Source organism: Xanthobacter autotrophicus ATCC 700552 (genome assembly GCF_043194565.1).
Lineage (GTDB): Bacteria > Pseudomonadota > Alphaproteobacteria > Rhizobiales > Xanthobacteraceae > Xanthobacter > Xanthobacter autotrophicus_F.
On record NZ_JBAFVS010000009.1, the window covers coordinates 127,185 to 145,454 of the forward strand.

Annotated in this window: 12 protein-coding genes and 1 riboswitch; of the genes, 7 read left to right on the forward strand and 5 right to left on the reverse strand. The window is 69.6% G+C overall.

The genetic code is table 11. The annotated features are described in order from the left end of the window. Window positions 1–149: 149 nt before the first annotated feature. Both V5F48_RS12045 and V5F48_RS12050 read right to left on the reverse strand, forming a co-directional pair. On the reverse strand, window positions 150–1,232 hold the full coding sequence (locus tag V5F48_RS12045) for a tellurite resistance TerB family protein (RefSeq protein ID WP_394258910.1): 1,083 nt from the start codon (window positions 1,230–1,232) through the stop codon (window positions 150–152). Between the two features lie 180 nt (window positions 1,233–1,412). Then, window positions 1,413–2,207 (reverse strand): thymidylate synthase, encoded by a 795-nt coding sequence (locus tag V5F48_RS12050; RefSeq protein WP_394258949.1) that lies wholly within the window; start codon window positions 2,205–2,207, stop codon window positions 1,413–1,415. A 159-nt stretch (window positions 2,208–2,366) separates the two neighbouring features. Then, a riboswitch (TPP riboswitch) is annotated at window positions 2,367–2,502 on the forward strand. 80 nt (window positions 2,503–2,582) lie between these two features. Between V5F48_RS12050 and thiC the strand changes: the two genes are divergently transcribed. The 5 genes from thiC (at window position 2,583) to V5F48_RS12075 (ending at window position 12,088) form a co-directional block, all read left to right on the forward strand. After that, window positions 2,583–4,457 carry a phosphomethylpyrimidine synthase ThiC gene (gene thiC / locus V5F48_RS12055; protein ID WP_394107722.1) on the forward strand — a complete coding sequence of 625 codons (1,875 nt, stop codon included), beginning with the start codon at window positions 2,583–2,585 and terminating at the stop codon, window positions 4,455–4,457. Window positions 4,458–4,675: 218 nt separating this feature from the next. Then, on the forward strand, window positions 4,676–6,268 hold the full coding sequence (locus tag V5F48_RS12060) for a Do family serine endopeptidase (protein WP_394258911.1): 1,593 nt from the start codon (window positions 4,676–4,678) through the stop codon (window positions 6,266–6,268). A gap of 299 nt (window positions 6,269–6,567) precedes the next feature. After that, window positions 6,568–7,284, forward strand: a complete 717-nt coding sequence (locus V5F48_RS12065; protein WP_269149869.1) for a winged helix-turn-helix domain-containing protein — start codon at window positions 6,568–6,570, stop codon at window positions 7,282–7,284. 290 nt (window positions 7,285–7,574) lie between these two features. Beyond that, window positions 7,575–8,963, forward strand: coding sequence for an ATP-binding protein (locus V5F48_RS12070; RefSeq protein WP_394258912.1), 1,389 nt, complete (start codon window positions 7,575–7,577; stop codon window positions 8,961–8,963). 155 nt (window positions 8,964–9,118) lie between these two features. Continuing rightward, window positions 9,119–12,088, forward strand: a complete 2,970-nt coding sequence (locus V5F48_RS12075; protein ID WP_394258913.1) for a bifunctional [glutamine synthetase] adenylyltransferase/[glutamine synthetase]-adenylyl-L-tyrosine phosphorylase — start codon at window positions 9,119–9,121, stop codon at window positions 12,086–12,088. Between the two features lie 46 nt (window positions 12,089–12,134). Here the strand turns inward: V5F48_RS12075 and pepN are convergent, their stop codons facing one another. Then, a complete protein-coding gene (gene pepN, locus V5F48_RS12080; RefSeq protein WP_394258914.1) occupies window positions 12,135–14,765 on the reverse strand; it encodes an aminopeptidase N in 2,631 nt (876 codons plus the stop codon). A 438-nt stretch (window positions 14,766–15,203) separates the two neighbouring features. Here pepN and V5F48_RS12085 point away from each other — a divergent pair, with 438 nt between their 5' ends. Continuing rightward, complete coding sequence (locus tag V5F48_RS12085) at window positions 15,204–15,521, forward strand: hypothetical protein (RefSeq protein ID WP_394258915.1); 318 nt, start codon at window positions 15,204–15,206, stop codon at window positions 15,519–15,521. Window positions 15,522–15,566: 45 nt separating this feature from the next. Here V5F48_RS12085 and hisG read toward each other — a convergent pair whose 3' ends face one another. Further along, complete coding sequence (gene hisG, locus V5F48_RS12090) at window positions 15,567–16,541, reverse strand: ATP phosphoribosyltransferase (RefSeq protein WP_394258916.1); 975 nt, start codon at window positions 16,539–16,541, stop codon at window positions 15,567–15,569. Continuing rightward, on the reverse strand, window positions 16,538–17,728 hold the full coding sequence (locus V5F48_RS12095) for an ATP phosphoribosyltransferase regulatory subunit (RefSeq protein ID WP_394258917.1): 1,191 nt from the start codon (window positions 17,726–17,728) through the stop codon (window positions 16,538–16,540). The genes hisG and V5F48_RS12095 overlap by 4 nt, the downstream gene beginning before the upstream one ends. A gap of 197 nt (window positions 17,729–17,925) precedes the next feature. Between V5F48_RS12095 and V5F48_RS12100 the strand changes: the two genes are divergently transcribed. Then, window positions 17,926–18,231 carry an exodeoxyribonuclease VII small subunit gene (locus V5F48_RS12100; protein ID WP_394258918.1) on the forward strand — a complete coding sequence of 102 codons (306 nt, stop codon included), beginning with the start codon at window positions 17,926–17,928 and terminating at the stop codon, window positions 18,229–18,231. Window positions 18,232–18,270: the final 39 nt, after the last annotated feature.

Consider the following 18,270-nt stretch of genomic DNA (forward strand, 5'->3'; position numbering starts at 1 on the left):
CCGCCCCATAGGGAACGGCCACTGCCGGCCGCTCCGCTTCCCAATACGCCCGGCGGTAGGGCGCGGTTACGGCCCCGCCGCGCACGATGGCGTGAGCAACGTGCCGGAGGGGCGCGGGCGCCGCTCCGGCCGAAGGTCCAGACCGCCTCTCAGGCGTTCAGGTCCGCGTCCACCTGCGCCTTCAGGCCCGGATCGATGCCGAGCGCCGAGGCGAGGCTGGCGAGATACTGCTTCTCGGCCGCGCTGTCGGGACGGATTGCGATGGCCGAGGCGGCGTAGATCTGCAGCGCCGCTTCGGGGCTGGTGGCCGCATCCACCACCTGCTGGGGGTCCACCGGGGTGGTGAGGACGGAGATCAACGCGTCGCGCTCCGGCGTCGGCGCCCCCATGCGGGCCAGGCCGCCGGTGATGCGCTCCAGCTCTTCCTGGTCGATCTGCCCGTCCGCCTGGGCCGCGGCGGCCATGGCCGAAAGCAGGACGCCGGAGAAGGCATCCGCCCCGCCGGGTGCGGCGGCCGGTGTGAATCCGGCCGCGTCCGGCGCGCCGGAGGTGAAGGCCGACCGGCCGGCCGACTGGCCCTGCCACTTGCGGAAGGCGTTCCAGGCCAGCATGCCGATGACGGCCATGCCGCCGTATTTCACCAGATCGCCGCTGCCGGACTGCGGGGCAGGGGACGAGGGGGCAGGGGAGGGGGCAGGAGCGGGCGCAGGCGCCGGGATGGGGTAGGGGTTCGGAGCCGAGGTCGTGGCCGGGCCTCCGAGGGAAGCCTGTGCGAGATCGCCGAGCGAGCCGCTGGTGCTGCCGCCGGACATGCCGCCGCCCGCCGGAGCGCTACCACCGCCGAGGATCTGGCCGAGGATGTCACCGAGCCCGCCGGGAAGGCCGGCCGGCGCGCCGCCGCTGGCGCTCGTTCCACCGGGACGCTGGCCGCCGCCGCCCAGCACCTGGCCGAGGATGTCGCCAAGCCCGCCCGGCAGGCCGGAGGTTCCGCCCTGGGCGCGGCCGCCGCCGCCCGCACCGCCCCCCAGGACCTGGCCCAGGATATCGCCGAGCCCGCCGGGCAGGCCACCGCCGGCACCGCCCTGGGCTTGCCCGCCCTGTCCGGCGCCTTCCAGCACGCTCTTGAGGATCTGGTCGAGGCCGCCGCCGCCGGCACCCCCGCCGCCGCGTACGCTGCCGTTGCCGAGTGCAGCCCCGATGAGCTGCCCCAGAAGACTTCCTGCATCCGCCATGAGACCCTCCCTGAAGCCCGTCGCGATCCAGTTGCCTCGCAAGCGAACGAACGTGCTTTGTCTTGAGTGTGGAGACGGCTGTCCCGACCAGGATGTCCCGACAGGACCAGTTTGAATGGAACGAGCGGTAGTACGCGCCGAAATGCGAACAGGGACGAACGCGCGCTCCGGCGCTGGGGATCAGACCGCCACCGGCGCCTTGATGGCCGGGTGGGGATCATAGCCCACAATTTCCACATCCTCGTAACGGAAGGCGAAGAGGTCGGTGACCGCCGGATCGAGCGCCAGTCGCGGCAGCGTGCGGGGCGCGCGTTCCAGCTGCGCGCGGGCCTGCTCCAGATGGTTCACGTAAAGGTGTGCATCCCCCAGCGTATGGACGAAATCGCCGACCCCGAGTCCGGTCACCTGCGCCACCATATGGGTGAGGAGCGCATAGGAAGCGATGTTGAATGGCACGCCCAGGAACACGTCCGCCGAGCGCTGGTAGAGCTGGCAGGAAAGCTTGCCCTCCAGCACATAGAACTGGAACAGGCAGTGGCAGGGCGGCAGCGCCATCTTCGACACGTCCGCCGGATTCCAGGCGGTGACGATGAGGCGGCGCGAATCGGGATTGCGGCGGATGTCCGAGACCACCTGCGCGATCTGGTCGATGACGCCGCCCTCAGGCGTCGGCCAGGAGCGCCATTGATGGCCATAGACCGGCCCCAGATCGCCCTTCGCATCGGCCCACTCGTCCCAGATGGAGACGCCGTTGTCCTTCAGGTAGCGCACGTTGGTGTCGCCGGCGAGGAACCACAGAAGCTCGTGCACGATGGATTTCAGGTGCAGCTTCTTGGTGGTGACGAGGGGAAAGCCGGCCGCCAGATCGAATCGCATCTGGTGCCCGAACACGGAGAGCGTTCCGGTGCCGGTGCGGTCGTCCTTGCGCACGCCCTCGTTCAGGATGCGGCGGAGAAGGTCGTGATACTGCTGCATGCGCGCCTCCACCGTCCGGGGTTCGAGGCCATAGATGTAGGGCATGCCGGCCGGCAGGCAAATGGCCCATCACCGCCCATCCAGAGCTTTGATCGACCGGCTGCCCGGCGTCATGCTGCGGTGCAGCGTTGACATTGGGCTTTCGTATACACACACTCGGACTGTTCCAAGGGGGGTCCCGGAAGGGGCTGAGATTTCGCAAGTCCGTCGGCCGCCTCAGGCTCTTCGGTGCCGCGATGACCCTTCGAACCTGATCCGGGTCATACCGGCGAAGGGATCGGAACCCGTGCGTACGGCACGTTACGGCCGTATCGTACCCGTCTCCTAGCTCTAACCCCGGCTCTCGTTGAAAGCGCAAGCTTAAAGGAGAACCGCATGCTGGACGAAGCCTCGACGTCCTCCCTCAAGGTCACCACCGGCGCCCTGCCGCACTCGCACAAGGTGTTCGTTTCCGCCACACGGCCGGACGTGCGCGTCGCCATGCGCGAGATCACCCTGTCCACGCCGGAAGAGCGGCCGGTCCGGGTCTACGACACCTCGGGCCCCTACACCGATCCGCAAGCCGTCATCGACCTCACCAAGGGCCTGCCGCTGCTGCGCGCCCAGTGGATCCGCGAGCGCGGCGACGTGGAGGAGGTGGAGGGCCGGCAGGTCAAGCCCGAGGACAATGGCCTCAAAGACGGCCAGTCCTCGACCCTGCCCCAGTTCGACCTCACCGGCCGCCGGCCCCTGCGCGCCAAGGCGGGCAAGCGCCCGACCCAGATGGCCTATGCGCGGGCCGGCATCATCACCGCCGAGATGGAATATGTGGCGGCGCGCGAGAATCTCGCCCGCGCCAATGGCGGTGTCCACCCGCATCATCAGGCCATGGGCCTCGGCGCGGCGATCCCCGCCGACATCACGCCGGAATTCGTGCGGCAGGAAGTGGCGCGCGGCCGCGCCATCATCCCCAACAACATCAACCACCCCGAAACCGAGCCGATGGCCATCGGCCGGAACTTCCTGGTGAAGATCAACGCGAACATCGGCAATTCCGCCGTCACCTCGGGCGTCGCCGAGGAGGTGGACAAGCTGGTGTGGGCCACCCGCTGGGGGGCCGACACGGTCATGGACCTCAGCACCGGCAAGAACATCCACACCATCCGCGAATGGATCATGCGCAATTCGCCGGTGCCCATCGGCACCGTGCCCATGTACCAGGCACTGGAGAAGGTGAACGGCGTCGCCGAGGACCTGACCTGGGAGGTCTTCCGCGACACGGTGATCGAGCAGGCCGAGCAGGGCGTGGACTACATGACGGTCCATGCCGGCGTGCGCCTGCCCTACGTGCCGCTCACCGCCAACCGCGTCACCGGCATCGTCTCGCGCGGCGGCTCCATCATGGCCAAGTGGTGCCTTGCCCACCACAAGGAGAGCTTCCTCTACGAGAATTTCGAGGAACTCTGCGAAATCCTCGCCCAGTATGACGTGGCCTTCTCGCTGGGCGACGGCCTGCGCCCCGGCTCCATCGCCGACGCCAACGACGCCGCCCAGTTCGCCGAGCTGGAGACCTTGGGCGAACTGACCGAGATCGCCTGGAAATACGATTGCCAGGTGATGATCGAGGGCCCCGGCCATGTGCCGCTCCACCTCATTCGCGAGAATGTGGAAAAGCAGCTGAAGATCTGCCACGAGGCGCCGTTCTACACCCTCGGCCCGCTGGTGACCGACATCTCCCCCGGCTACGACCACATCTCGTCGGCCATCGGCGCGGCCATGATCGGCTGGTTCGGCACCGCCATGCTCTGCTACGTGACGCCGAAGGAGCATCTGGGCCTGCCCGACCGCGACGACGTGAAGACCGGCGTCATCTCCTACAAGATCGCCGCCCACGCAGCCGACCTGGCCAAGGGCCATCCGGCGGCGCGCATCCGCGACGATGCCCTGTCCCGGGCGCGCTTCTCCTTCCGCTGGCGCGACCAGTTCGCGCTGTCGCTGGACCCGGAGACGGCCGAGCGCTTCCACGACGAGACGCTCCCCGCCGAGGGCGCCAAGGTGGCGCATTTCTGCTCCATGTGCGGGCCGAAATTCTGCTCCATGAAGATCTCGCAGGAGCTGAAGCTGGAAGCCGGCGACATCGCCCGCGCCCAGGCCGACAACCTCGCCTCGGCGGGCATGGCGGAGATGGCGCAGAAGTTCCGCGACGGTGGCGGCCTCATCTATACCCCGGCGCCCGAGGTGGCCGAGCCGCCGCCCGCCGCCGCGGAGTGAGCGGGACAGGAGTGAGCGGGCAACAGACGACAGGGGCGGCCTTCGGGCCGCCCTTTTGCGTTCGGCCGGAGGTGCCGGGCGAGGGTGCGCGCACCGTCACGCACGCGTGAGCCACATTACCGATCCTTAATTCCGCAGCCAGACTGCCGTAACGCTCGCCGCCTTAGCTTGCCTCTCGAACCTGCTCCCAAGGCAGACAACAGAGAGATGCGACGCCCATGACCCGCTCCGACAACACCCCCTCCGTGACGAAGCGCCACCGCAAGGCTCTCCTGGCCGGCGTCGTCGGTCTCGCGCTCGCCGGCGTCGTGGCCGGCCAGTTCGTCCCGCCGCTGAACGCGCCCGCCGCCGCGCAGATCACCACCAGCCAGCCCGCCGGTTCCTTCTCCTTCGCCGACATCGTCGAGAAGGTCTCGCCCGCCGTCGTCTCGGTGAAGGTGAAGAAGGACGCCGGCAACGACCAGATGGCCATGGGCGGCGATCTCGGCGGCCAGTTCGGCGGCAATGTCCCGCCCCAGATCGAACAGTTCCTGAAGCGCTTCGGCTTCGGCGACGGCCAGGGTCCCGGCGGCCCGGGCATGGGTCCGCGCGGCGGCAATGGCCCCAAGGGCGAATCCCGTGGTGGGCGCCCGGTGGTGGGCCAGGGCTCCGGCTTCATCATCTCCGCCGACGGCTATGTGGTGACCAACAACCATGTGGTGGACGGCGCCGACGAGGTGGATGTGACCACCACCGACGGCAAGGAATACGTGGCCAAGGTGATCGGCACCGATCCGCGCACCGACGTGGCCCTGCTGAAGATCGAGAACGTCACCAACCTGCCGTGGGTGAAGCTCGCGGACGGCGCCCCGCGCGTCGGCGACTGGGTGATCGCGGTGGGCAATCCGTTCGGCCTCGGCGGCACGGTGACCGCCGGCATCGTCTCGGCCCGCGGCCGCGACATCGGCTCGGGTCCCTATGACGACTTCATCCAGATCGACGCCCCCATCAACCGGGGCAATTCGGGCGGCCCGACCTTCTCGCTGAACGGCGAGGTGATCGGCATGAACACCGCCATCGTGTCCCCCTCGGGCGGCAACGTGGGCATCGCCTTCGCCATTCCCTCCGAGACCGTGAAGACGGTGGTGGCCCAGCTGCGCGACAAGGGATCGGTGGCCCGCGGCTACATCGGCGTGCAGATCCAGCCGGTGACCGAGGACCTCGCCTCCGGCCTCGGCATCAAGGAGGCCGAGGGCGCGCTGGTGGCGCAGGTGCAGCCGAACACCCCCGGCGCCAAGGCGGGCCTGAAGGCCGGCGACGTGATCGTGAAGGTGAACGAAGAGGCCATCAAGGAGGCGCGCGACCTCACCCGCAAGGTGGGCCTGATGAAGCCGGGCACCGAGATCAAGCTCTCGCTGATCCGCGACGCCAAGCCCATGACCCTGTCGCTGACCCTCGATCAGTTGCCGACCGAGCAGCAGATGGCTTCGCGCCCCGGCGCGCCGCAGAGCGAGGATGACGCGACCGGCGGCAACAAGGACCTGCCGCGTCTCGGCCTCCAGCTCGCTCCGTCCAAGAGCGTGCAGGGCGCCGGCGGCGAGGGCGTGGTGGTGACCGGCGTCGATCCCAACGGCGCTGCCGCCCAGCGCGGCTTCAAGACCGGCGACGTTATCCTGAAGGTGGGCGACAAGCTCGTCTCCACCCCCAAGGATGTGCGCGACGGCCTCGCCGCCGCCAAGGCCGAGAACCGCAAGGCGGTGTTGATCCAGGTGAAGAGCGAGCAGGGCGTGCGCTTCGTCGCCATCGCGCTCGACGCCAAGGCCAAGGGCTGAACCCTGCGCTGAGCCTCAGGCTGAGCCTCAGGCTGAACCTGAATGCTCCGGCGGCAGGGTGCCGCCGGAGCAGGTCTTTCGGACCCCGAGGCGGGTTAGCATCGCCCCCCTGATGACGCTTCGGCTCCGAAGGCGCGGGATGCTCGCAAGGGCGTCCCGCGCCATGTTTTTGAGCAAGCCCGGCACCTCCCCCTTTTTCCCCGGTTGGGAGCGCGCGGGCGTTGCGCGCAGCGACACCCCGCATGGACTTGCCGGCATGGACCTGCCCGATGGACCTGCCGGCAAGGTGAGCTAGAGTGATGACAGCGAATCTCGATCCGGATCCCCTCACCGCCATGCGCCTCCTCCTTGTCGAGGACGACCGCGACGCCGCCGAATATCTGCGCAAGGCCTTCCGCGAGGCTGGGCACGTGGTGGACCTTGCTGCCGACGGGGAGGTGGGGCTCGCCCTCGCCCTCGACGGCAAGTACGACGTGATGGTGGTGGACCGCATGCTGCCCGTGCGCGACGGGCTCTCCCTCGTCACCGAGCTGCGCGGGCGCGGGCATACCACGCCGGTACTCATCCTCTCCGCCCTCGGCCAGGTGGACGACCGGGTGCAGGGCCTGCGTGCCGGCGGCGACGACTACCTGCCCAAGCCCTACGCCTTCACCGAGCTTTTGGCCCGGGTGGAAGCCCTGTCGCGGCGCGGCGTCTCCCAGGGGGCGGAAACGGTGTACAAGGTGTCGGACCTGGAGCTGGACCGCCTTGCCCATCGGGTCACCCGCTCCGGCAAGGAGATCCCGCTCCAGCCGCGCGAGTTCCGGCTATTGGAATATCTCCTGCGCCATGCCGGGCAGGTGGTGACCCGCACCATGCTGCTGGAAAACGTGTGGGACTACCATTTCGACCCGCAGACCAATGTCATCGACGTGCATGTCTCCCGCCTGCGCTCCAAGATTGACAAGGGGTTTGACGTACCGCTGATCCACACCGTGCGCGGCGCCGGCTACATGGTGCGGGCGGGTGCGGCGTGAGGGAGCACCGCGGCCCGGCGCGGGCGGATTACCGTCGGCAGGACAGCCGCCGCGCACGTGTCCCGGCCGACGGGAACGCAGCGCAGCGCAGTGGAAGGAGAGCCGGGACCCAGCGCAAGAGTCCGCCGAAGGCGCTGCAGGATCTGACGCCGGCTGGTACGCTGGCGGGTCTTGCCTGCTGCGCAGGAGCCTTGCGCTGGCCCCCGGCTCGGCGCTCCGGCTGCGCCGTCGCTGGGCCGGGGAACGGCCGGCGCCCATGAAAACCCTTTGCCCATGAAAACCCTTTGTACATGAAGTTCCTCGCCCACCTCGCGCGGCTGGTGCGCACCACGGCGTTCAAGCTGCTGGCGGCCTATCTGCTGGTGTTCGCCGTGTTCGCGGTATCGGTCATCGTCTACACGGCGTGGCACACCCGCGAGCTGATCCAGGGGCAGGTGGCGGAGGACCTCGACCGGGAGGTGCGCTTCCTCGCCGACCAATACCGCATCGGCGGCATCCAGCGCCTGGTCTACGTCATTGATCGGCGGACACGGCGGCCCGGCTCCTCCATCTACATGATCACCAATTTCCAGGGCGAGGTGCTGGCCACCAACGTCTCCGATCTGGCGATCGGCCTCCTGGACAAGCCGGGCACGCGCTTCACCACCTACAACCGGCCAGACGATGCCGGCGTGAAGAGCCATGTGGCCTTCGTGCAGACCCAGATCCTGCCCGGCGGCTACCGCATGCTGGTGGGCCGCGACATCGAGGAGCGCGACACCCTGCGCGACCTCGTGGCCCGGCCGGCGCAATGGGCGGTGCTGCTCATCGTGGTGCTGGGGCTTGCCGGCGGCGTGTTCGTGACGCGGCGGGTGCTCAAGCGCATCGATTCCATGACCGCCACCGCCGAGACCATCATGGCGGGCAACCTCTCCGGTCGCCTCGCCATGACCGGGACCGAGGACGAGTTCGATCGGCTGGCCCATTCGCTGAATGCCATGCTGGACCGCATCGAGGGCCTGATGCAGGGCCTCAAGGAGGTCTCCGACAACATCGCCCACGACCTGAAGACCCCGCTCACCCGCCTGCGCAACCGCTCCGAGGAGGCGTTGCGCACGGCGCGAACGGAGGAGGACTGGCGCGGGGCGCTGGAGGGCACCATCGAGGAGAGCGACGGCCTCATCCGCACCTTCGACGCCTTGCTCATGATCGCCCGCGCCGAGGCCGGGCAGGCCCGCGCCATCATGAGCGACCTCGATCTCGCCGAGATCGCCGAGAATGTCTCCGAGCTTTACGAGCCGCTGGCCGACGAGCAGGGCCTGGACCTCGTGGTCACGGTGACGCCGGTGACCATCCACGGGGTGAAGGAACTGCTGGCGCAGGCGGTCTCCAACCTCATCGACAACGCCATCAAGTATGGCCGCCCCGTGGACGGGAGCAGGGGGCGCATCACGGTCAGCCTCACGCGGGCGGGCGGCGATGCGGTGCTCGCCGTGGCCGATACCGGGCCGGGCATTCCGGAGGCGGATCGCGAGCGGGTGGTGGAACGCTTCGTGCGGCTGGAGGCGAGCCGCACCCGGCCAGGGTCCGGGCTCGGCCTCGCGCTGGTGGGCGCGGTGGCGCGCCTGCATGGCGGCAACCTAAGCTTCACCGATGGGGCGCCGGGGCTGGTCGCGACGCTTAATTTGCCGGCGAAATAATTGTGTGCCGGCGCCGATGGCGTCGCGCGTGGCCTTAAGCATTTCGCACCTGCGATAATTTGCTGTTTACCATGCAGCTTTCCGCCGCTCCGGAGCGTTGCAATTGTCGAAGAGGGCTTGCGCAACGCAAGGTCCTAATGCTTTTGATGAAAACCATGCGCGGGCCCCTCGAACCGGATTCGGCCGACCGGCCATCCCTCGCCGTCCTGATGCGGGAAGCCCCCGTCCTCGGCGATGGAGAGACGGCAAAGATTAAGCTTTCCCAAGCCACGGAGAGTCTGGCCCCTGCGGAACGGGCAGTGCTCGACGGGCTGTTTTCGTGCGCGCCCATGGCGCACCAGGTGTGCCTCGGCATGGCGGAGGGCTCGCCCTTCCTGCTCGATCTGGTGCGCGCGGAACCGGCGCGGCTGCTGCGCGTGCTGTCGCGCGAACCCCATGCCCACCTTGCCGCCCTCATGGCCGACTGCGCGGCGACCGCCGCCACGGGGGGCGAGGCCGAGGTGATGCGCGCCCTGCGCCGCATGCGCAGCGAGGCGGCGCTTCTGATCGCGCTTGCCGACATGGGCGGCGCCTTCGACCTGATCGCGGTGACGGCGGCGCTGACCGATGTGGCCGACGCGGCGGTGCGCGCGGCCCTCGCCTTCCTGCTGGGCGAGGCGGCGCGCGCCGGCCGCCTGCTGCCGCCCGATCCCGCCGCCCCGTCCTTCGGCTGCGGCCTCGCGGTGATCGCCATGGGCAAGCATGGCGCGCGCGAACTCAATTATTCCAGCGACGTCGACCTCGTGGTGGTGTTCGACCGGGACAAGGCGCCCCTGAGCGAGGCCGTGTCCGCCTCCCCCTTCTTCGTGAAGATCACGCAGGGCCTCGTGCGCCTGCTCCAGGAGCGCACCGCGGACGGCTATGTGCTGCGCGTGGACCTGCGCCTGCGGCCCGATCCGGGCTCGACGGCCGTGGCCCTCTCCACCACCGCCGCCCTCGATTACTACGAGCGCGAGGGCGCCACCTGGGAACGCGCTGCCTATATCAAGGCCCGTCCGGTGGCCGGGGACATGGCGGTGGGGCGGACGTTCCTTGCCGACCTGTCCCCCTTCGTCTGGCGGCGCGGGCTGGATTTCCAGGCCATCGCCGACGTGCACGCCATGAAGCGGGAGATCCACGCCTTCCGGGGCCACGACGTGGTGGCGGTGGAAGGCCACAATGTGAAGCTCGGGCGCGGCGGCATCCGCGAGGTGGAATTCTTCGTCCAGACCCAGCAGCTCATCGCCGGCGGGCGCGACGGGCTGCTGCGCAATTCCCGGACGCTGGACGCGCTCGATGCCCTGACCACGCGCCGCTGGATCGAGCCGGATGTGCGCGACGTGCTCGCCGAGGCCTATGTGTTCCTGCGCCGGGTGGAGCACCGCATCCAGATGGTGGCGGACGCCCAGACCCATTCCCTGCCCGAGAGCCGCGCCGCCATGGAGGGCTTCGCGCGCTTCATGGGATACGCCGACCGCGACGCCTTCGCGGCGGCGCTGGTGACGCGCCTCCAGGCGGTGCAGACCCACTACGCCAACCTGTTCGAGGACGCCGCGCCGCCGGCGGTGCTCGACGCCGATCTGGTCTTCGCGCCCGAGGAGAACGACCGCAAGACGCTGGCCGCCTTGTCCCGCCTCGGCTTTCGCGATCCGGCAGCGGCCAGCGGCATGGTCCGGCGCTGGCTGTCCGGCGGGCCGCGCGCGCTGAGGGGCGAGACCGCGCGCGCTCACCTGGCCCGCATCGTTCCCCTGATGCTGGAGGCGCTCGCCCGTGGCGGCGATCCCGACGGGGCGCTGGCGGCGGCCGACCGCTTCCTGAGCGACCTGCCCGGCCCGCAGCTTCTGGCCGCCCTCGACCGGCACCCGGACCTGGTCCGGCTGCTGGCCACCATCCTCACCGCCGCGCCACGCCTCGGCGAGACACTGGCGCGCCGGCCGTCCCTCACCGACGCGCTGCTCGATCCCGAGTTCTTCGACGTGCTGCCGGACGAGGCGGGCCTCGCCGCCCATCTGGAGCACCTGCTCGACACCGCGGACACCGACGAGGAGCAGCTCGACCGCGCGCGGCGGTTCCGGCAGGAACAGCATGTGCTGATCGGCGTGCGCATCGCCTCCGGTACGCTGGAGGCGGCGCGGGCGGGCGAGGCCTATGCGACGCTGGCCGAGGTGATCATCCGCGCCCTGCACCGCCGGGTCTGGGCCCGCTTCAACGAGGCCCACGGCACCATCGGCGGCGCACAGACGGCGGTGCTCGCCATGGGCAAGCTCGGCGGGCGGGAGATGACGGCGGGGTCCGACCTCGACCTCATCGTGCTCTATGATTTCGATGCCGATGCCGATCCCACCTCGGACGGCCCGCGCCCGCTCACCGGCGCGCAATATTTCGCCCGCTTCACCCAGCGCCTCGTCACCGCGCTGACCTCGCTCACCAATGCCGGCAAGCTCTACGACGTGGACCTGCGGCTGCGTCCCTCGGGCCGCTCCGGCCCGGTGGCCACGCGGCTTGCGTCGTTTGCCACCTACCAGCGGGAGGAGGCCTGGACCTGGGAGCATATGGCGCTGACCCGCGCCCGCGTGATCGCGGCCGAGCCCGCGTTTGCGGCGCAGGTGCGGGAGGTGATCTGCGCCGTCATGGGCCAGCCGCGCGAGCCCCGCCGGCTGGCCGGCGACATCCTCGACATGCGTCGCTCCATCGCCGCCGAGAAGGGAGAGGGCGACATGTGGAACCTGAAGCACGCCGCCGGCGGCCAGGTGGATGTGGAGTTCCTCGCCCAGTATCTCGTGCTGGCGCATGCCCATGCCCATGCGCAGATCGTGGACACGGCCACCGCCCGCGTGCTCGCCACCGCCGCGCGGCTGGGGCTGTTGTCGCCGGAAGATGCGCACGTTCTCCAGCGCGCCTGCCGGCTCTACCAGAACCTCACGCAGGTGCTGCGGCTGGCGGTGGACGCCCATATCGTGCCGGCGGACGCGAGCCCGGCGCTGCGGGCGCTGCTGGCCCGCGCCGGCGAGATGCCGGACTTCGCCACCCTGGACGCCGACCTCGCCGATACCCAGGCGAAAGTGCGCGCCATCTTCGAGCGGATGCTGGAGCTGGCGGCGGAGTGAGGCCGGCGCCGGGGCTTATGCCCAGGCGCCGGTTCCATGTTCCACCTCACCCCAGCGAGCGGGTGGCGATGTCGGCGACGTCCGGCGACAGGCCGGGGGTCTGCGCCACGCGCCGCAGCGCGGCTTCGGCGCTGGCGCGCCGCACCGGCTCCAGCTGGCGGAACGTCTTGAACGACGCCAGCAGCCGTGCCGCCACCTGCGGATTCTTGCCGTCGAGGCTGAGCACCGTATCGGCCACGAAGGCGTGGCCGGCCCCGTCCGCCCGGTTGAACTGGGTGGGATTGGCGGCGGCGAAGGCGCCGATGAGGGAGCGCACCCGGTTGGGGTTGGAAAGCGAGAAGGCCGGATGCAGCATCAGGCCCTTCACCCGGTCCAGCGTCCCCTCGGACGGGATCTGCGCCTGCAGCACGAACCACTTGTCGATGACCAGCGCGTCGCTCTCGAAGCGGCGATAGAAGGCGTCGAGGGCCTCTTCGCGCTCCGGCACGTCATGCTGGGCCAGCACGGCGAGGGCGGCGATGCGATCGGTCATGTTGTCTGCCGCGGCGAACTGGGCCTTGGCGCGGGCGATGCCCTCCGCCGCGCCGGTCACGGCGAGATAGTCGAGGGCGAGGTTCCGCAGCGCCCGCCGCCCGGCGGAAGCTGCGTCGGGCGCGAAAGCCCCGCCGGCGCCCGCGCTGTCGTAGGTGCGGGCGAAGTCCGCGGCGAGGGCGGTTCCCACCGCGGTCCGCAGCGCCTTGCGGGCGGCAAAGACGGCGTCGGGATTGACATCGCTGCCGAGTTCGCGGGCCACCTCGCTCTCGCCGGGGAGGGCGAGCGCCTGTGCCTTGAAGGCGGCATCGAGCGCGGCGTCGGCCACGACGGCACCGGCGGCGGTGACCAGCGCGTCCGGCGCCGGCAGGGTGCCGGTGCGGGCACCGGTCTTCAACAGCTCAAGGGCGATGCGCTGGAGCGAATCGAAGCGGTTGAACGGATCGCCATCATGGGCGGCAAGAAACACCCGGTCCGCCTCGGTGAGGTCGCTGACGAGGTTCACCGGCGCCGAGAAGCCCCGGTTCAGGGAAGGCACGGGCCGCGCGTCCAGGCCGGTGAAGAGGAAGCTTTGCGCGGCTTCCTTCACCTCGATCACGCCATGCTCCACCGGGGTGTTGCCGAGCGTCAGCGGCATGTCGAGCCCGTCCGGCCCCACGAGGCCGAGGGCCAGCGGGATCAGCATGGGCTTCTTGTCGGTCTGGCCCGGCGTGGGCGGCACGGACTGCTTCACGTCGAGGCGGAAGGTGCCGGCCTCCTTGTCATAGCTGCCGCTCACAGAGAGGAGCGGCGTGCCCGACTGGGCGTACCACAGGGCGAACTGGGTGAGGTCGCGGCCGGTGGCATCGGCGAAGGCGGCGACGAAATCCTCAATGGTGGCGGCTTCCCCGTCGTGGCGCTCGAAATAGAGGTCCATGCCCTTGCGGAACCCCTCCTCCCCCAGGAGGGTTTTCAGCATGCGCACCACCTCGGCGCCCTTCTCATAGACGGTCGCGGTATAGAAGTTGTTGATCTCGCGATAGGTTTCCGGCCGGACCGGATGGGCGAGGGGGCCGGAATCCTCGGTGAACTGGGCCGCCTTGAGCATGCGCACGTCGGCGATGCGCTTCACCGGGCGCGAGCGCTGGTCGGAGGAGAATTCCTGGTCGCGGAAGACGGTGAGGCCTTCCTTGAGGCACAGCTGGAACCAGTCGCGGCAGGTGATGCGGTTGCCGGTCCAGTTGTGGAAGTATTCGTGGGCGATGACGCCCTCGATGCCGGAATAATCGGCGTCGGTGGCGGTCTCGGGGGTGGCCAGCACGTATTTGTCGTTGAAGACGTTGAGGCCCTTGTTCTCCATGGCCCCCATGTTGAAGTCGGAGACGGCCACGATATTGAACACGTCGAGATCGTACTCGCGGCCGAAGGCTTCCTCGTCCCAGCGCATGGAGCGCTTCAGCGCGTCCATGGCATAGCCGGCGCGGGCTTCCTTGCCCTCCTCCACATAGATGCCCAGCTCCACGGTGCGGCCGGAGGCGGTGACGAAGCGGTCGGCCACCTTGGCGAGCTTCCCGCCCACCAGGGCGAACAGATAGGAGGGCTTCGGCCACGGGTCGTGCCAGATGGCGAAATGGCGCGACGTGCCGGGAATGTCGCCGCTTTCCACCAGATTGCCGTTGCCGAGCAGGATCGGCGCCTCGGCCTTTTCCGCCTCGATGCGGGTGGTGAAGACCGAGAGCACGTCCGGCCGGTCGGGATAATAGGTGATGCGGCGGAAGCCCTCGGGCTCGCACTGGGTGCAGTAATTGCCGGAGGTGCGGTAGAGGCCCATGAGCTGGGTGTTGGCGGTGGGGTCCACCAGCGTCTCCACCTCCAGCGTGAAGGCATCGGCCGGTGGGTGGGCGAGGGTCAGGCGCCCGGGGCTCGCCTCGAAGCTCGGGCCGGCCAGCGGCTTGCCGTCGATGGCGAGGCGCACCAGGGTCAGGCCGTCCCCCTCCAGCACCACCGGCGCGCCGGCGGTTCCTTCAGGATTGCGGCGCAGCGCGAGGCGGGAGGTGACGCGGCTCTGGGAGGGGTGGAGCGCGAAGTCCAGCTCCACCTTGTCCACCAGCCAGTCCGGCGGGCGGTAGTCGGAGAGGTGGATGGCTTTGGGCTCGGCATCACGCATCAGGAACTCCTCGGGCACCGCCGCGGGCGCTGCGGCCTGACGTGCGTTCCGTCCAGACGGATCGCACGCGACCTCGACAGAGACGGCCTTTCCCGTCCGGACCCTTCAGTCCAGGCAGATCCGACTCGATCCCGCGGCGCAGGGGCGCATTCAATCAGCCAGGGAGATTAAAGCCCCCGGACCCGCGAGGGAAGGCGGTGGAGGCGGCGCCGGCCTTGAATACCGATGCCAATGGGCGCGATCCCCTTGGTACCGCACGGCGGCACCGGGCTCCCTGCTTGCCGTACCGGCATCCGCACCGGTCCGGCAGGGGCGCTGATTGACCCGAAATCCGGCCCACACTGTTGCGCGAAAAGCCTCTTATTCAGAAAGAGCTGCATCCCAGTTGACCATCTACCGGAACGGGACCCCGCCCGTTTCGAACCGATGGAGATCAAGATGCGCCATCAAACCCATGGAGCTATCGCTCTCGCCACCACCGTCCTTGCCACCACCGTCCTCGCCACCATCGCTTTCACCGCCGGCGCCGCCATGGCGGCCGACGAGCGGTCGCGAGCACAAGCGGACGCGGAAGCCGAGGCAGGCACCTATTACATGGAGCCGGCCATGCGGTACCGGGACCTCGGCTATGCCCGGGGCGTCGAGCTGCAAGCGGATCCGTTCACCCAGATGCGGGTGATCGTGATCGAGCCTGCACCCTGGCGGGGCGATCAGCAGTTCATCGACCAGGGCGATCGCGGCCTCGGCAACGAGTAGCAGTCCGCACCGTCGGCGCAGCGGGGTGCCGGCGGTGTTGCGGTTTCAGCCGAGCCGCGCTTCCAGTGCCTCAAAGAGGGGGTTGTCCGCGGCGAACACATATTCGATGGGCCCCACGGTCACCATGCTCGCTCCCTGCGCGCGCAGGAAGGTGGCGAGCCGGTGCAGCGTGTCCGGCGGGCAATGCAGGGTCAGCATGCCGGAGGAGGTGGGGCCGCCAAACGGGGCGACGCAGCGATAGCGCGCCACCGCCTGCTCCACCAGGGTGGCGTCGCAGCTCGCGAAGCGGGTGCGCACCTCGCGCATGGTCCGCGCGCGCTTTTCCGCCCCCAGCCGGTCGAACATGGCCCGCGCCGCCGAAAGGGCGCAGCCGCTCCAGCTGGCGGTGAGCGAGGCGACGAGATTGGCTTCCGATTTCAGGATGACGCCGTCGTCCACCACCTTCAGGGCGTTGGCGGCCAGCGTCGCGCCGGTGGTGGTGATGTCCACGATGAGTTCGGCCGAGCCGGAAGCGGGCGTGCCTTCGGTGGCGCCCGCGCTCTCGACGATGCGGTAATCCACAATGCCGTAGCGGGCGAAGAAGCCGCGGGTCAGGTTCACATATTTGGTGGCGACGCGGATGCGCCGGCCGGTGCGGCCGTGGAAGTGGCTCGCCACGTCGTCGAGATCGTCCATGGTGCGCACGTCGATCCAGGCCTGCGGCACCGCCACCACCACGTTGGCATGGCCGAAGCCGAGCTTTTCGAGCAGCGCGACGCGGCTGTCCGCCTCCAGGATGTTCTCGCGCACCAGGTCCTCGCCCGTCACCCCGATATGGGCGGCACCGGAGGCCAGCGCCGCCGCGATCTCGGAGGCGGAGAGATAGGCCACCTCCACCCCTTCCACGCCGCCGAGGGCGCCGCGATAGTCGCGGGCGCCGCGCGCCTGCATCAGCGGCATGCCGGCGCGGGAGAAGAAGGCGTGGACATTCTCCTGGAGCCGGCCCTTGGAGGGCACGGCGAGAATGAGCGGGCTGGTCATCGGGCGCCCTCCACGGCAGCAAGGACGGGGGCAGAGGCAAGGGGGAGGGCGAGGGCGGCGAGGCGTTCCACCCACACCGCGAGGCCGACGCCGGGCACGCTGGTCTCGGCGCCGAGGCGGGCCAGCAGCTTGTCGTAGCGCCCACCGGCCACCAGCGGACCCTCGGTGCGCCCCAGGGTGTCGTGCAGCTCGAAGACCATGCCGCTGTAATAGTCCAGCGGTCGCCCGAAGGCGCTGGAAAAGCGCACGTCGGAGAGGTTCACCGCATAGGCGGTGAGGAAGCCGGTGCGCCGGTCGAAGGTATCGAGTGCGGCGGACAGATCGATGCCCGCCTCCGCCGCCAGCGCCCGCATGCGGGTGGAGGCCTCGTCCGGTGTGCCGGAGATGGCAAGGTAGCGGGAGAGGATTTCCCCGGTCTCGCCGGACAGGCCGGCGCCGGCCTCAAGCGACGATTGCTCCAGGAAACGTTCGGCGATTTCGGACACGGTGCGCCCGCCCACGGTGGAGATGCCGGCGATGGACAAAAGATCGGTGATCAGCGCCCGCGCCGCCTCGGGATCGGCGCCGGTGAGGGCGGCCAGCACGCCGGCGTGGGCGGAGGCGCTTTCCTGCGGGCGCGCCTTCTGGTGGCCGAGATCGGCATCGAGCCGGCTCTGGCCGAAATCCTTCAGCAGCCGCCGGCGCAGGGCCGGGGCGAGGGGCAGCGCCTCCAGCAGGGCGGCGAACAGGCCCACGTCGCCGAGCCGGATTTCCGGCTGCGGGACGCCGTAAAGCGCGCAGGCGTTCAGGCCGAGGGCGACCATTTCCGCGTCCGCCGCCTCGGTGTCGGTGCGGCCGAAGGATTCGACGCCGGCCTGCCGGAACTCGCCCGATCCCTCGCCACGGAAGCGGAACACCGGGCCGAGATAGCTCACGCGCGCCGGCAGCGGCATGCGCTCGGCGATGACGGCGCGGGCCACCGGGATGGTGATATCGGGGCGCAGGCACAGTTCGCGGCCGTCCGCATCCGCCGTCAGATACATGCGGCGGCGGATGGATTCCCCCGACAGGTCGAGGAAGGCGTCCGCCGGATGGAGGATGGGCGGATCGTGGCGCGAGAAGCCGGCCGTCTCGAAGCACGCGATGAGCGCATCTTCGAGGCTTGAGGGATCGCGGGGCGGAAGGGGCGCGGACGCCGCGGGCAACATGAGGGTGTTTTCCTGAGATTTCTGGCCGGCTTCTACCAAAGGGCGGGCGCCGGGGCCACCCCGGCTGATTGCGGGTGGTGTCTGAGGGCGCGAGGACGCGCCTTTGGCCTCCGGGTTACCGCCCGAAATTTGGGGGCATAGGTGAGCCGGTTCCGGATCGGTATAAGGTGGCGCAAAGGGAATCAGCGGAGGCGGCCATGGCCGAAGCAGCAAAGGCAACAAGCGCCAAGGGCGGCCAGACCGCTGGCCAGACCGCAGGACCCGCGGCGGGGGTGGACAAGCTCAGCTTCGAGCAGGCGCTGGCGGAGCTGGAGGCCATTGTCGGCAATCTGGAGCGGGGCAGCGTGCCGCTGGAGGAGTCCATCGCCATGTATGAGCGGGGCGAGGCGCTGAAGATGCGCTGCGACACCCTGCTGCGGGCGGCGGAAGCCCGCGTCGAGACCATCACCCGCGATGCGGATGGACGCCCCTCCGGCACCGCGCCACTGGACGCGGACGGGTAGGGCAGGACAGCGGCGGGCGCATTTTCGCGCTCCCTCCCG